13 protein-coding genes are annotated in these 14,843 nt (G+C 37.7%); 3 read left to right on the forward strand and 10 right to left on the reverse strand.

The window, feature by feature from the left end; all coding sequences use genetic code 11:
- Positions 1 to 288: 288 nt before the first annotated feature.
- From ABE954_RS15760 to ABE954_RS15770, 3 genes are all read right to left on the reverse strand, one after another.
- Complete coding sequence (locus ABE954_RS15760) at positions 289 to 2,346, reverse strand: hypothetical protein (RefSeq protein ID WP_339870829.1); 2,058 nt, start codon at positions 2,344 to 2,346, stop codon at positions 289 to 291.
- Between the two features lie 63 nt (positions 2,347 to 2,409).
- A complete protein-coding gene (locus ABE954_RS15765) occupies positions 2,410 to 3,126 on the reverse strand; it encodes a hypothetical protein (RefSeq protein WP_129466756.1) in 717 nt (238 codons plus the stop codon).
- Between the two features lie 71 nt (positions 3,127 to 3,197).
- A complete protein-coding gene (locus tag ABE954_RS15770; RefSeq protein WP_339870825.1) occupies positions 3,198 to 3,803 on the reverse strand; it encodes a hypothetical protein in 606 nt (201 codons plus the stop codon).
- Between the two features lie 430 nt (positions 3,804 to 4,233).
- Here ABE954_RS15770 and ABE954_RS15775 point away from each other — a divergent pair, with 430 nt between their 5' ends.
- Together ABE954_RS15775 and ABE954_RS15780 are read left to right on the forward strand one after the other, a co-directional pair.
- Positions 4,234 to 5,931 carry an NAD-dependent malic enzyme gene (locus ABE954_RS15775; RefSeq protein WP_071547866.1) on the forward strand — a complete coding sequence of 566 codons (1,698 nt, stop codon included), beginning with the start codon at positions 4,234 to 4,236 and terminating at the stop codon, positions 5,929 to 5,931.
- 154 nt (positions 5,932 to 6,085) lie between these two features.
- Complete coding sequence (locus ABE954_RS15780; protein ID WP_131680503.1) at positions 6,086 to 6,973, forward strand: rhomboid family intramembrane serine protease; 888 nt, start codon at positions 6,086 to 6,088, stop codon at positions 6,971 to 6,973.
- A gap of 17 nt (positions 6,974 to 6,990) precedes the next feature.
- Here ABE954_RS15780 and ABE954_RS15785 read toward each other — a convergent pair whose 3' ends face one another.
- From ABE954_RS15785 to ABE954_RS15805, 5 genes are all read right to left on the reverse strand, one after another.
- Complete coding sequence (locus ABE954_RS15785; RefSeq protein WP_042846573.1) at positions 6,991 to 7,773, reverse strand: sulfite exporter TauE/SafE family protein; 783 nt, start codon at positions 7,771 to 7,773, stop codon at positions 6,991 to 6,993.
- A complete protein-coding gene (locus ABE954_RS15790) occupies positions 7,773 to 8,618 on the reverse strand; it encodes a MurR/RpiR family transcriptional regulator (RefSeq protein ID WP_339870822.1) in 846 nt (281 codons plus the stop codon). Before ABE954_RS15790 ends, ABE954_RS15785 begins: the two co-directional genes overlap by 1 nt.
- 15 nt (positions 8,619 to 8,633) lie before the next feature.
- Entirely contained in the window at positions 8,634 to 9,995 is a 1,362-nt protein-coding gene (locus tag ABE954_RS15795; RefSeq protein ID WP_042846575.1) for a PTS transporter subunit EIIC, read from the reverse strand.
- A 61-nt stretch (positions 9,996 to 10,056) separates the two neighbouring features.
- Positions 10,057 to 10,974 carry an N-acetylmuramic acid 6-phosphate etherase gene (gene murQ, locus ABE954_RS15800; protein ID WP_042846576.1) on the reverse strand — a complete coding sequence of 306 codons (918 nt, stop codon included), beginning with the start codon at positions 10,972 to 10,974 and terminating at the stop codon, positions 10,057 to 10,059.
- Positions 10,975 to 11,150: 176 nt separating this feature from the next.
- Positions 11,151 to 11,846 (reverse strand): carbohydrate-binding family 9-like protein, encoded by a 696-nt coding sequence (locus ABE954_RS15805; RefSeq protein ID WP_371025581.1) that lies wholly within the window; start codon positions 11,844 to 11,846, stop codon positions 11,151 to 11,153.
- A 368-nt stretch (positions 11,847 to 12,214) separates the two neighbouring features.
- Between ABE954_RS15805 and sanA the strand changes: the two genes are divergently transcribed.
- On the forward strand, positions 12,215 to 12,919 hold the full coding sequence (gene sanA / locus ABE954_RS15810) for an outer membrane permeability protein SanA (protein ID WP_042846578.1): 705 nt from the start codon (positions 12,215 to 12,217) through the stop codon (positions 12,917 to 12,919).
- A gap of 41 nt (positions 12,920 to 12,960) precedes the next feature.
- On the opposite strand, the gene yeiB is transcribed toward sanA, so the two are convergent.
- Positions 12,961 to 14,103 (reverse strand): DUF418 domain-containing protein YeiB, encoded by a 1,143-nt coding sequence (gene yeiB / locus ABE954_RS15815; protein ID WP_166686724.1) that lies wholly within the window; start codon positions 14,101 to 14,103, stop codon positions 12,961 to 12,963.
- A gap of 3 nt (positions 14,104 to 14,106) precedes the next feature.
- Complete coding sequence (folE, locus tag ABE954_RS15820) at positions 14,107 to 14,766, reverse strand: GTP cyclohydrolase I FolE (protein ID WP_042846580.1); 660 nt, start codon at positions 14,764 to 14,766, stop codon at positions 14,107 to 14,109.
- Positions 14,767 to 14,843: the final 77 nt, after the last annotated feature.

The following is a 14,843-nucleotide window of genomic DNA, read 5'->3' on the forward strand; positions in this document are numbered from 1 at the left end:
CGTGGTGTTTTAACACCTTTATTTTCACAAAAATTAATTGTATTTTTTTATTATATTTTACATTATTTCCTTGAGGATTTTGGCAAGCACCGAGAAGAAAAACTGAAAGTACAACTATTAATTTATAATTCATATACATCCTTGTGATTCATAAAGTTAGAAACCAACAATCTTAAAAAGAAATTATGTAAAAAACACATTGTCCACATAAAAATAAACATCAGTAATCACCATTCGGTTACTAATAATTAAAATAATTTATTTTATTATAAGTAGACTTTTTAAATATTAATTAAAACTAAAAGATCCTCCAGAAGAATAACCACTATAACTAAATTCAGGTATACTTGGCATTGAGGGTATTGAGTATTTATCATCAAATGAGTCCATTGAATTGTTCATTGATGATATATTGTCTCTTAACTGGCCAATCATATTTTCAAAATGATGGTTACTTCTTATGGTATCTGTAGGGAAGTCTTTAAATCCGGAAGTTCCCGGAAGAACAACACTCGGGCGTTCTAGATAATAATTTGTTGGTGTTTCATTATCCTTAAACCTATCAAGTAAGTTTGTTGTACGAGGTACTAATTGTCTATTCGGTTCAGATTTTGGATAAGTGCTTTCCAATATCGATTTATCTACCATATTGTGTGGATACTTAATTGGAGGTGTTGATGGCGCTCCTTGATTGATAGGCTGGGTTTTGGTTTGCGATATTTTGCTCTCAACCCCATAAATATCTAAATCGCTTTTAGGGATAACTTTTTTTAATTCATTCACGTAGGCTGCTATATCTTTCTTGAGTGTTATTCCACTTTCTACAAAATAATCACCAAAAACAGCCCCCGCTTCTTTTATATTACCAACTGTGGATGCAGTATTAGTCCACTCAATAAATAACTCAATTTTTTCTTTAGATGGATTTTTTATTATCTCAGTCAGCATCTCATCGGTTAAATAAAGTCCAAACTCAACCTGTTGTTTATTACTTCCTGAATTTGATATCATTTCATCATAAATTTCATTATGTTTTTCAATAGGGATAATCTGTAGTGGAATTGATAATGTCCAGGCTTCTTTAGGTAAATTTTCACTTATAAATACTTTATCATGTATATCTTCAATGTCCCGAATAGTAAACTTTTTACGTAAAACTGTTGTTTTTTCATCATCAAACTTATCAAGCAACTTTTGCCTCGTTTCTAATGCCACCTTAAATTGTATTCTTTTTAAATCATTATGGCCTAATATGATATTATGCTGTTTTGCTCTTTCAACTAAGAAATTTGTTGCCATCTTTCCTGCAGATGAGTCACCTCTAACAAGCCCATTAGGGATCACACCATACTGTTCATTATTTTCTACTAAATAGTCATATAAAATTTTAGGATCTTTTTTCTCTTCTAATTTTTTACACACATCCTGTGCATCTTTTAAATGCAATTCAAATTTATTCTGTTCATTCACATTAAATAATGCAGCGCGTTTCTTCCTGCGATTATGCCTATTTACACTGATTTCATTCATTAAAAATTTTAATTTTTCCTCTTTGGTTTCCCAAAATAAGATATCTATCTCACTTTTTATTGATGAAATGGCATCTTGAGTTAATATCTCATCAGCATCAACTTCATGAAATACCCACGGAACGACATCACCTAGCACTTTTTCGTTTGTTTTTATACGACCAATCACATCCGTCATTAAATTAGATAATTCTGACCCAGAGCTTCTTATCTTATCAAGCTCATAATTTTGTGAATTACTTAATTCCTTATACATTGAAATATAGAAATTATTCGTTAACCATGACTTTAACATCTCTTTTTCAGAACTATTACTTGAAATATATTTTTTAATCATCATATCAAATGTCTTATAATGATGATTGATTTGCTCTTTGAATTCTGTGCTGGAATTTAGTCTATGAATCCAAAAGCCTTCCCTTTCATTTGGTGAGAGTGATTCAAATACCGCATGTAAATACCAGTTCTCAATACTAAACCTACTTTTATAGCAGGCTTTAGTATTAATTAAAATCAACTCATCATGATTAATATCCAGTATTTCAACCAGTTCCCCACCAGATTCATTGAGTTTACTCTCAAGTAAAATTAAATATTCATCCGCTAGTCTAAAATCTATATTACTAAATTCCTCCGATTTTATTTTTTCATTATTTAACAATGGATTTTTATTCGGATCATACAACGTATATTTACCCCAAAAACCTGATTCACTTCCACTCACTCCAGCAAATAAAGCATACCGATCACCTTTATTCGCTAGATATCGATACATTTGCTTAAGACTTTTATCTTCCCTTAATAATTTTGTAATCATAGTAAGATCATTGTTTGTAAACACTCTACTGACACTGTATTTTTTAATATTTGACATCCCTTTCTATTTAGTATAATTTATCACAAATTCTTTTGATTTTAATAAAATACTTTCCCATCGATTTATTAGATTCCATTTTATATTCACTTGAATATATGCATCAACTTGGGGTATTTGACCGTTAATTTCACAAAAGTAATATTCATTTTTCACTTGTACCCAATCACAACGAATAACACCTATTACTTCACTTTTACTTTCAAACCAATAAACTCTCCTTTTTCTTTGATAATACTCACTTTCGTTCTTCATTAATCCTTTATCTTCATATTCAACAAAATACAAGTCAAGTTCATCATCATAATAAACATTACTTCTTTTACCAAAAAAATCGTTATTAATTGAATTATCTCTAAGTTCGTTCATTGTTGCCGTATCATTTGTCATTGGCATTACTGCTATTTTTATCTTCTCTATATTTGGGTCTAACCCCATTCTGTCGACGGGTTTCATTGCCGGCCATGTCATTCTTAAAGGCAACACAGTGAAATTAGCATCACATCCTTTTTTATTTTTGATTGCTCTACGATCAAAATAACTATACCCTTCATACTCAGCAATAAAATCGACATAATTAACAGGTACTTCAACAGTATGTCCATTAAACTTACCACAAACAAAGCCCGGTCTATTTTCTGCATAAACATTTATAGAAATTAATAATAGAAATACATTAATAATTAACTTAAATATATAACTGATAAAAACACCAAATTCCATAACTTCACCTATTGAACTAATTTAATAATAATTAAATTATAAAAACTAGAATAATAAAATATAATTTCCAATCATGATTTAAATGATATAATTACGAACTCAAGTCTATTAAGCCATCTTTTGCTTTTTTCGATCTTATCTAAATCCGATACATTTTTCATTTTATTCCAAAGAAATAAAAATACTTTTTTTTCACTTTCATGGGAATCATTCGCCAATGCATTTAGCATGTCATCCCAAATTTTTTGATTAGTTTCATGATCTAAGACATCAAAAACATCTGCAAAGAACCAAGCATCAAAGGGCATGTCACAGGCTGCAAATGCTTTTTTATTTATTTCAGCAGCCTCTTGATAACTAATATCCCTGCGAGTCGTAGTACTGCCATTTTCAAAACGTTTTAAAAGCACTTCTAGATGAGCTAATGCGTGTTCATAATGGTATTTATTAAAATCTTTATTTGATAATGGTTTATTATATTCAACCATCACTTGCTTCATATATTCTCTAATCAAAATAATAAAAATACCTATTTCTTTCTTACTATTATAATAATTTTCAATATTATCTGATTTTACTTTCTCTTTTTTGTTTGTTAAAAAGCCATTTCCATATGACAGATTGCAAAGAGAAATAATCAATAATATGAATATTATTAATATGTTTTTAATTTTCATCTATGATTTACCCCAAGATTGAAATATAAATTAATAACCCTAAGCTAAAACAGTTAAAAACATGCAGCAATATATGATGTTTGAAAATATAATTTCGCTTACAGTAAACTAATTTACTCACTCACTAACTCATTAAAAACAGTGAAAAAAACATTAAGAGAATTTATCCATCAGGAAGTTAAACCATTGTTTAAAAAACCGTTGAGATAAAAAGAATTCATTCATACTTGCCTAACCGTGATCTACCCACCGTAATGAGTACACCATTGACAGCTTTCATTCCCTTTCGCGCTTAAACTCCTTATCATATGCACAATATTTTTCAGTAAATTTTTTAACGCTTTTTTATCATTATTTACTGTACATATTTGCTGTTTAGCTTAGGATCTACCCTGACTTTGTTGATTAATCGTCCGAAGAGTGATATTTCATGGAACATGAATACGAAACAAAACGCCCTCTCTATATACCCTACGCTGGCCCAATTTTGCTTGAGTTTCCTTTACTGAATAAAGGAAGTGCGTTCACCGAAGAAGAACGCGCAAGTTTTAACTTACATGGATTACTGCCTGAACAAGTTGAAACCATCGAAGAACAAGTTGAGCGTGCTTACCGCCAATTAATTGATTTTAAATCAGATATTGATAAGCATATCTATTTAAGAAATATTCAAGACACCAACGAAACCTTATTTTATCGCCTTATTGATGCCCACCTTACAGAGGTCATGCCAATCATCTATACCCCTACGGTGGGTGAAGCCTGTGAGCATTTCTCTGATATTTATCGTCGTGCACGCGGTTTATTTATTTCTTATCCGAACCGTGAATACATCGACGACATGCTACAAAATGCCACCAAACAAAACGTAAAAGTCATCGTTGTAACCGATGGTGAACGTATCTTAGGTCTTGGTGACCAAGGTATCGGTGGAATGGGCATCCCAATTGGTAAACTCTCTTTATATACTGCGTGTGGGGGGATCAGCCCAGCTTATACCCTGCCAATCGTTATTGATGTGGGGACCAATAATCCACAACGCCTGAATGACCCCCTGTATATGGGATGGCGTCATCCACGGATCACTGGCGATGAATACAACGAATTCCTCGAAGAATTTGTACAAGCGGTAAAACGCCGCTGGCCAAATGTATTGCTGCAATTTGAAGATTTTGCACAGAAGAATGCAATGCCGTTGTTAAACCGCTACCGTGATGAGCTCTGCTGTTTTAATGATGATATTCAAGGTACTGCATCCGTCGCACTTGGTAGCTTAATTGCAGCTAGCCATGCTGCTGGTAGTAAGTTAAGCGATCAACGCGTCACTTTCTTAGGCGCCGGTTCAGCCGGGTGTGGTATTGCTGAGCAAATCATTGCCCAAATGAAATCTGAGGGTCTGAGTGACGAAGAGGCTCGTTCACGCATATATATGGTTGACCGCTTTGGTCTGTTAACCGATAAACTGCCTAATTTACTCGACTTCCAAGCGAAATTAACCCAAAACAGTGGAAGTTTAACTGATTGGGATGTTAACAGTGACTCAATTTCACTGTTAGATGTGGTGCGTAATGCCAAACCAACCATATTAATTGGTGTATCTGGCCAAGCTGGGTTATTCACAGAAGAAATCATTAAAGAGATGCATAAGCACTGTGAACGCCCTATCGTCATGCCACTATCGAACCCAACTTCGCGGGTTGAAGCTCGCCCTGAAGACATTATCAATTGGACTGATGGCAAGGCCTTAGTCGCAACAGGAAGTCCATTTAGCCCAGTGTCTTACAAAGACCAAGTGTTCCCAATTGCACAATGTAACAACTCCTATATCTTCCCAGGTATTGGCCTTGGTGTGATTGCCTCAGGAGCAAAACGGGTTACTGATGGTATGTTAATGGCTGCCAGCCGTGCGTTAGCAAGCTGTTCTCCTCTGGCAAAAGAAGGGAAAGGGGCGTTATTACCTTTGCTTTCTGATATCCAACACGTTTCTCGTATCATTGCTAAACAAGTTGCAAAAGAAGCACAGATTCAAGGTGTTGCAACCGTAACTTCGGATGAAGCACTTGATGAAGCAATTGAACGTAATTTCTGGAAACCGGAGTACCGCACTTATAAACGAACTTCATTTTAATTCGTAATAAGCGTATGAAAGGGGCTCTTAGGCCCCTTTTTTGTTTTTACGATTCCCTAAAAAGCTAAAATCTGTATTCTCAGATAATGATAAATTGCGCTAAACACATCACTTATTTAAGATAACGTCCATGACTGATTAATAGGATATTTACATGACTGGCGACCTCAATGCAGCAACTGTGCAGAAACCTAAATTTTCCCTATGGGCAATAGCCCTGACGCTCTGTATTGCGGTGCTAAATATTGTTGTTTATTTTTATCAGCTCAATTATGCCGCCCCACTCGATTCCCAAGAAAATAATTTATTGCTATTTGGTGCCAATGTTTACCAACTTTCATTAACTGGGGATTGGTGGCGTTATCCAGTCAGTATGCTATTGCACTCAGGCGGTATGCACCTTGCTTTAAATACGTTGGCCTTGTTTGTTATTGGGATTGAATGCGAACGTAACTATGGGAAATTTAGAATGCTCGCGATATACCTATTTTCAGGTATCGGAGCTGCCTTTTTCAGCGCTTATTGGCAATATCAAGAAGCATTAAAAGAAGTGGCATCTCAAGCCTCATTAAATACATGGAGCAGCCTTTATCTACCCGATAATACCGTTTATATCACTGTTAGTATTGGCGCTTCAGGTGCCATTATGGGGTTAGCCGCAGCCTCAGTTATTTACCTTTTAAAAGCCATCAATAACCCTGCTCTTTCTATAGAACAACGAAACCAGTTAAAGCGCCCGTTATACAATATAATGGCCATGATAGGTCTAACTTTGGTAAATGGTTTGCAATCAGGGATTGATAACGCGGCACATATTGGCGGTGCAGTTCTTGGCGCATTTATTAGTGGGGCTTTTGTACTTGCGCCACAGGCAACCAACCGAGGAAAATTTACATCTAGTATATTAATTACTTTAATTGCGGCTATTTTACTGTTTTTTGCACTTAATCAGTATTCATCATCCGAAGATGAAGAACTTAACTATGAGCGTCAATTTATTTATCAAGAAATGGAAAAAGAGCTCAATCAATGGCAAAGCTGAGCCCTAACACGATAAAACTAAAAAGAAAATAAATTCATAGTCATCATCACCGCACTACAGGCAATCAATAACAATGTGACATATTGGAAAGTGCGCTCAGACAAATGAACCAATAAATATTTCGCAAGGGGCATCACCATCAATGCCCCAGCACATAATATCAACGCCAATTTTAAATCGGTATAGCCATCCTGTGCATAAGCCAAAGCTGATGAACCCGATAATAACGTCGTCACAAAAATTGATGTTCCTATTGCCTGTTTAATATTCAGCTGCATATATCGCAATAGCATAGGTAACACAACAACACCACCACCCACCCCCGTTGCACCTAGCACCACGCCGGCTAGAATAGCAGGGAGCGCCATCGCTTTTAGTTGGTTGGTTTCTACCATTTTTTGCTTAATGACTGAAACAAAAAACATTCTCTGAATAAATAAATACAACGAGAAAATAATTGCAGCAGCAACTAAAAGGTTAATCCCCCATTCGACTTGTAGTTGATACCCAGGCAACCCCCCAAGCCAAGTCACTAAAAGACTTGATAAAAAAGTACTCGGCAACATAATGGCTAAAACAATCATCGCCCCTTTAAAAGGAATATTGCCTAACCGAAAATGCATATAGGAAGAAGAGACTTTCATCAACATCGAAAGAAAATTAGCTGTCGCGACAGCCGCTAATGCGTTAAGCCCAAAAAAATAGGTTAATATGGGCAGAACAATCACTCCACCACCAACCCCCGTTGTACTGATAATCAGCCCAATTAGAGCACCTATTGCTAACTCTGTTACAATCATTAACTCTTGCCTTGTATCAGTGCTTGTCGCCCTTTTTGTAATGCTAAGTCTGCATCACTATCCACTAACGTAAGATATTTAAAAAACAACGTATCAAAGATGATCATCTGTAACACTTGGGGGGTAATTATCCCTAACTGTGTATGCTGCTCATCATAAAAATAAGGTAAACTGAAATCAGCTAATTTCACCGCTTCATCTTGCCCGAAACGAGTCAAAGCAACCGTCGGGCAGCCTGTCTCTTTCGCAGCTCGCAACATCTGGTTGATTTCTTGAGTATTCCCACGAGCAGTCACTGCAATAGCTAAATCATCTTGGTTTAAATTAGCAGAATAACTTAACTGAACATGTAAGTCGTAGCTGAATAATGCATGCTTGTTGATACGAATAAGTTTATGGTAAATATCACTGGCAACAATTGCTGATGACCCCACACCAAACAATACAATCCGCTTCGCATTATTCATTTTTTGGGCAACGTCATCGATAACTGACGGTTCTAGTAAATCCAATGACTTTTCAATTGCCGAAATAAACATTTGCCCTGTTTTAGCGATTATCTGCTCCGTTCCATCATTACGGCTCAGACTACCGTATAAGCTTTCCGCTTTATGTTGTTTTTCATCAGACAAATAATCAACTTTAAATTCAGGATAGCCACGGTAACCCATCTGGCGTGAAAAGCGGATAACAGACGCACTACTGACCCCAGCAGCTTGTGCTAATTCTGCGGCATTCATCGCAATCATACTGTCACGATTATCCAACAAAAATGTGGCAATTCGCTGCTCAGTGCCTTTACCTCTAGTTTGTAAGCTTTCCAGTTTTACCGTCAGTGTCGACATGGCTATTCCTTCTAGTTATTTTTCTGGATCAGTGAAGCCTATTATCATACTGGCAATGAACCCGACAATCCATGCGCCTGCAACTGCAATTAGAAAGTCCAGTATTTGCCCATCTCCTACTAATGGGATTAATGATAACCCAGCGGTGCCAAATGGGATGATAATACCAACATGGAAAAAGGCCATTAATGCACCACCAGCAGCACCACCAATACAGCCAGCAATGAAGGGCTTACCTAGCGGTAATGACACACCAAATAACAATGGTTCACCTACCCCAAAAATACCGACCGGCAATGCCCCGACTAGCGTTTTTTTCAACCGTTGATTTTTAGTTTTTAAATACACCCAGAAACAAGAACCTACCTGCCCCATACCGCCCATTGCTAAGATTGGGAATAAATAATTCAGACCAAAGGTTTGTAAAATTTCCGCATGGATAGGTATCAACCCTTGGTGCAGACCCGTTAACAGTAAAAATAAGAAACTACCGCCTAAGACCCCACCTGTCGCTACAGCACCACCACCACTATCCAGTAATGCAACAGAAACACCTTGCGCCAAGATTTGATTCAAATAATGGCCAGCAGGTTGGAATACGATAATGGCAACCATTGCTGATACTAAGATCGTGACAAATGGCGTGACTATCAAATCAAGGCTTTCTTTGATAATACTTCGAAACCACACTTCAAATTTTGACGAAAAAACAACGACCATCAAGACGGCGAATATCCCACCACTATTTGGTACCAGTTTGGAGCCAAATAAAGTAATATCAGCCAATCCCGGCATGGAGAGCAAGCCCGCCATAACCGCACCAATTGAGGTCGATGCGCCGAGTTCCTTTGCCGTATTTACCCCAATCATAATTGATAGATAAACAAATACTGAACTGCCGATTAATTTCAATAATTTGAATAGCTCTGGAAATTGTTCTACAACCCCTGGTGCAACCAAACGAACAATATTGATAAGCCCCATAATAAGGCCGCAACCAATCAGAGCTGGAATAGTAGGAACAAATATAGCAGCCAAAGTGTTTAAAGTACGACGAATAGAAAACGCTTTTTTCTCTACAGGAGCTTGCTCGGCTGTGGTGGCTGATGCACTACCCTGCATTCGCTTATTCATTACTGAAAAAACTTTTGCTGCGGTGCCCATACCAACAATCACCTGCTGTTGCTCACCATTAAAAATAACACCTTTCACACCATCAATTTGCTTCAACGCATCAGCATCAAACTTGCTATTGTCCTTTAACACTAAACGGATACGAGTCATACAGTGAGTTAAAGTTGCCACGTTCTCAAAGCCGCCCGCATATTTTTCTATTTCTCTGGCGAGTACTTCCAGATGTTCTATCTTATTAGCCATATTATTCCCCTGATGTTGGCTGAGCCAATAGCTTGGCTCTCCATCATGCTATACCGGTTTATTAACGGTGAGTTTCTAACATTTTATCCAGTGTTGTATTTGGATGCTGCTGAACTATATCCGTTGCTTGCTGTGCACTAATTTGTAATTCATACATTAAAATTGCGCGTCGTGGGTGGTAATCCACTTGCACTAATAACTCTGCGGCTATTTGTGTATCAATACCGCAAACTTCACTGACAATTCGTTCTGCACGGCGTAATAATTTAATATTACTGGCAACGACATCAATCATTAAGTTAGTGTGGATACGGCCGAGGCGGCCCATAACACATGTACTTAACATACCTAAAATCATTTTTTGGGCGGTACCACTCTTCATGCGCGTTGAGCCTGATAGCACTTCAGGCCCTACATCTGGCGCAATCGCTATTTTTGCAATATGACTTAAGAGCCCGCGGCCCCGGGTCGTGATAGCAACGGTTAACGCACCAAGCCCATTGGCATAGTCAATCCCTGCTAAAGTAAATGGAGTTCGCCCACTTGCAGCGATACCCACAACAACGTCTTTTCCACAAAGCTGGCGCTTTTTCAATTCTTCTATTGCTGCTTCAGGTGAATCTTCAATATTTTCAACTGCCTTTAGCATCGCATCTTGACCACCAGCAATAATTGATTGCACTAATTCTGGTGAGGTACCAAAAGTTGGAGGGCACTCCGCGCTATCTAAGACTGCAAGCCTTCCACTAGTCCCCGCACCGATATAAAACAAACGACCGCCTTGTTTTAAGCACTCAGCAATAGCATCAACCGCCTCTGCAATCGCGGGTAAAACGGTCTGAATAGCCCCTGCAACTGTGCTATCCGCTTGGTTAATTAGTGTAACCATCGATAATGTCTCCAAACGTGAAAACTGTAAGGTTTCCTGATTGAATTCATTTTGTAGACAGTCACTCAGAGTACTTTCGGCTAGAGACATTGAAACACCCCTCATTGCATTTGAAATTTAATTTCAATAAAAATTACTATATATGAATTTTTATTTCAATTTAAATTGCAATAATAAAATCAACTAAAGTGATGATTATGATCTTTCTCACAGTTCATTCATGTTCTAAGGGAAAAAGCGGCAGTGAAATACTGCCGCTCATAGCGTTATTTTACAAATTTACAGGTGCCAAAAGCAGAAGGTATATGAAAATCAGGTTTTACAGAATCAGGTTTGATCCAGCTAATCCACTTACGGACTTGCTTAGGCTCACCAGCACTAAACTCCCCGCGTAAGATAGCGCACATTAGGGTTTTCTTATCTTTGTCTTGCCATAAATTAAGCTTGCTGAACTCATCAAAGTCAATCTTGCCTGTTAATATATAGCCGTTTGGTGTTATTTCACCCACGGTTTGCAGCGTTTCCCAATTCCAACTAGGGTCGACCTCCCGATAAAAATTAGCCTTCGCGTCAAAAGTACGCCCTTTAGGGTCCATTTCAGCAGTATAATAAGGCTTTAGTTCAGGGCTGGTAGCAAAAAATAGCTCTACACGATCAGAATCTAATACTGCTTGGTCTTTATCAGGGTCATCCCCCAGCTGTATGTCTTTATCTTCGGCAATAAAACGAAAATATAATGCGTCATCACTCCAAAGTGCACGAAAATCTGTTTTCGGAGCGGCTTCTTTTTCCCATGGATAAGTAAAGTCCGTCAATACCTCTGCCTGTTCCCAGATTTCAGCACTTTTAGTCGCATCATTCAGTGATTTCAACTGTTCTGTATGGTTAATTTGGTAATCTTTTGCTGCTACGCTTGAAGTAATCAGTACCGCACTTGCCGCGATTAATGTCGTTAGTTTCATGCTTTTCACCTATCAGGTTACTGTGTTTATTATCAAAGATAGACTACATTTAAAGAAATTTAATTTCACAACAAAACATAAATATAGAATTAAAATTTCATAACAGATAGCCTTATGACATAAAAACTACCGAGATGTGAAACTGCTCACTGTTTATAATGGCAAACTTTCAATTTTTTCATCCAATCGCTGATGTTTTTTCACACAATAATGCGCTTTAATATTCGTCAACCTTATACAAAGGGCTAACATTGACACGACTTTACGTTACGTGACTTGCGCCACTTATTTAACTCAAGTAGCCTAGAAGCTCTGGTCAATTAAGGCTAGCAATCTCATTTATGATTTTTTATTTTCAAGGCTAGGACATGAGGAAACGTCTGATTATTGGTCTTTTTATTCTTGCAGGGATAGCAATAACGACCATTATTTTGCTTGATCGCTGGATAAGCTGGGATACCGCTCCCTATATCTATGAAGATATAGAAAAATTGCCTGCACGCGATGTTGGCATGGTGCTTGGTACATCAAAATATTACACATCCGGTGTGACTAACCTCTACTATTCCTATCGCATTAAAGGTGCAGCAGAAGCTTACCGTAGTGGCAAAGTAAAGTATTTGCTCTTAAGTGGTGATAATGGTGCACATAATTACAATGAACCCATCAATATGCGCAAAGACCTTATTAAAGAAGGTGTTCCCGCGTCAAAGATTGTTCTTGATTTTGCAGGTTTTAGGACTCTGGATTCTGTAGTTCGTACTAAGAAGGTTTTTGATACCGATAATTTTACTATCATTACCCAACGTTTCCATTGTGAGCGAGCGGTCTTTATAGCAAAACATAAAGGTATTGATGCGCAATGTTTAGCGGTCCCCACCCCCGAAGGAATGTATAGAGTCAGGGCTCGGGAAGTGTTCGCACGGCTCGGTGCATTAGCTGATTTATATATTTTAAAGCGCGAACCAAAGTTCTTAGGGGAGCAAGAATCTATACCTGCTCCAATAAAAATGCCGGATGGTATTAAAGGCTACCCAGCGGTTTCACCCGAAGAAATAAATAAATTAAACTAACTGACCTAAGTGAATAAGCCATCATTAAAGCCGATAACCGCTTAACGATACAACTTTTCAGTTAACGTACGCCAGCACCATTCAAGTGGCCCTTGGCGAAATACTCGCAACCAATAATGAGAAAATAATAGGTTTATAGCCCAAATTATTGGAATAAAAAGCAGTAATTCAACACGGCTGAATACCCCAAAATACCCTAGGTGATAAAATATTGTCGTACAAATCAGGGTTTGTAAAATATAGTTACTTAATGCCATTCGCCCCACATTCTGTAGGTAATCAACCAATTTACTAGACTGGATTTTACCCCAAAAGCCATATACTAATGCGATATAACCCAATGATTGAAAAGGGGTAACTAACTCATTAATAATGTACCCTACAATTGAAGTAGCAAAATAGCTCCAATTTAATTGGCTTTGTGCATATAACGCGATAATTTGCACCACCAGCGCAGGAACAATAAATAATTTAGCTATTTTCCGGTAATGTTGTGGACTAAATTGCCCTTTAAGCCAACCATTTTTAATTAATAACGCCCCAATGACCATTAGCGCTAATAATTGCCAGCCATATTGGATGACCAGCATTTCTACCATGATAAACATTTCTGTTGTGCGGTAAATAACCCCTTCGATTCCCCCCGCAATTCTTACCATTTGCTCATCAGCTACCTGTTGCGCTGAAATTTGCCAAAAATGGCTCGGGTCAACGCCACTACCTAAAATAAATAATATAACCAAACCAACTAAATAAATGGTAACAGCGAGGTTTAACAATACTCGGTCACTATAATAATTAATTAGATACACAGCGACTAACCCTGTCAATGCATAAGCAAGAAGAATGTCTCCATCCCAAAAAAGCACACCATGAATAACTCCAAAGATAGCTAAGATAAAAAGCCGGCAATGATTCCATCTCAATGTTCGCGACTGTAATAATGCTAAAGTCGCCCCAAATAAAATAGAAAAAATGGCCAAAACCTTGCCTTGAAACAGCACATTGAAAACAACCCAGATATAGGCTTCTGAAGGAGAGGTCGTTGACGTGTAATAGGGGTTTAAATAAGCTGCTTGTGGCAAAGCAAACCCAAAGATATTCAAAAGAAAAATACCTAGAATTGCCATGCCACGAACAGTGTCAAGCTGCGCTATACGCCTTGACGATGCCGCTGTTACCATAACTTATAAGTGGCGAACAGCACGTAGAAACTCTTGCCTTGTGTTTTGGCTCGACTTAAATAACCCACCTAACGATGTCGTCGTTGTCGCGCTGGTGGCGTCGCGTATACCACGTGCTTTAACACAATAATGCACGGCATCAATGGAAACAGCAACGTTCGTCGTTCCCAACAACGTTTGTAAGGCGACTAAAATTTGCTGAGTTAAACGCTCTTGAACTTGCGGGCGCTGAGAGAAAAACTGCACAATACGATTAATTTTTGATAAACCAATGACTTTATCTTTTGGAATATAAGCAACCGTCGCTTTACCATCAATGGTCACAAAGTGGTGCTCACAAGTACTGGTTAATGTGATATCCCGTACCGTTACCATCTCATCGACTTTCATTTTATTTTCAATCAATGTGATTTTTGGGAAATTAGTATAATCTAAACCTGAAAAAATCTCATCGACGTACATTTTTGCAATACGACGAGGGGTGTCAGCTAAGCTATCATCAGATAAATCCAGATTCAGTAGCTTCATGATCTCTGTCATATGCCCTTCAATCAGTTGCTTACGCTCTTCGCCTGATTTCGGCTGGATACGCAAAGGCGTTTCTAAGCCTCTAGCTTCCAAAGCTGCATGAACTAATTCGGCCTCTTTACTCAGAGATGGCATGGGTTCCTCCACAAATGGTGTAACTATTATTATAAAAATGCAGGTGTGCGCTTTACTCTAAAACAGCAGGTACAGAT

Origin of the sequence: Providencia sp. TYF-12 (genome assembly GCF_041344805.1) — a bacterium.
Taxonomy (GTDB): Bacteria; Pseudomonadota; Gammaproteobacteria; order Enterobacterales; family Enterobacteriaceae; genus Providencia; species Providencia huashanensis.

What these genes read in the sequence shown, in the direction of transcription:
- ABE954_RS15760 (WP_339870829.1), bottom strand. Translation starts at nt 2,346, where the DNA reads ATGATTACAAAATTATTAAGGGAAGATAAAAGTCTTAAGCAAATGTAT.
- ABE954_RS15765 (WP_129466756.1), bottom strand. Translation starts at nt 3,126, where the DNA reads ATGGAATTTGGTGTTTTTATCAGTTATATATTTAAGTTAATTATTAAT.
- ABE954_RS15770 (WP_339870825.1), bottom strand. Translation starts at nt 3,803, where the DNA reads ATGAAAATTAAAAACATATTAATAATATTCATATTATTGATTATTTCT.
- ABE954_RS15775 (WP_071547866.1), top strand. Translation starts at nt 4,234, where the DNA reads ATGGAACATGAATACGAAACAAAACGCCCTCTCTATATACCCTACGCT.
- ABE954_RS15780 (WP_131680503.1), top strand. Translation starts at nt 6,086, where the DNA reads ATGACTGGCGACCTCAATGCAGCAACTGTGCAGAAACCTAAATTTTCC.
- ABE954_RS15785 (WP_042846573.1), bottom strand. Translation starts at nt 7,773, where the DNA reads ATGATTGTAACAGAGTTAGCAATAGGTGCTCTAATTGGGCTGATTATC.
- ABE954_RS15790 (WP_339870822.1), bottom strand. Translation starts at nt 8,618, where the DNA reads ATGTCGACACTGACGGTAAAACTGGAAAGCTTACAAACTAGAGGTAAA.
- ABE954_RS15795 (WP_042846575.1), bottom strand. Translation starts at nt 9,995, where the DNA reads ATGGCTAATAAGATAGAACATCTGGAAGTACTCGCCAGAGAAATAGAA.
- murQ (WP_042846576.1), bottom strand. Translation starts at nt 10,974, where the DNA reads ATGTCTCTAGCCGAAAGTACTCTGAGTGACTGTCTACAAAATGAATTC.
- ABE954_RS15805 (WP_371025581.1), bottom strand. Translation starts at nt 11,846, where the DNA reads ATGAAACTAACGACATTAATCGCGGCAAGTGCGGTACTGATTACTTCA.
- sanA (WP_042846578.1), top strand. Translation starts at nt 12,215, where the DNA reads ATGAGGAAACGTCTGATTATTGGTCTTTTTATTCTTGCAGGGATAGCA.
- yeiB (WP_166686724.1), bottom strand. Translation starts at nt 14,103, where the DNA reads ATGGTAACAGCGGCATCGTCAAGGCGTATAGCGCAGCTTGACACTGTT.
- folE (WP_042846580.1), bottom strand. Translation starts at nt 14,766, where the DNA reads ATGCCATCTCTGAGTAAAGAGGCCGAATTAGTTCATGCAGCTTTGGAA.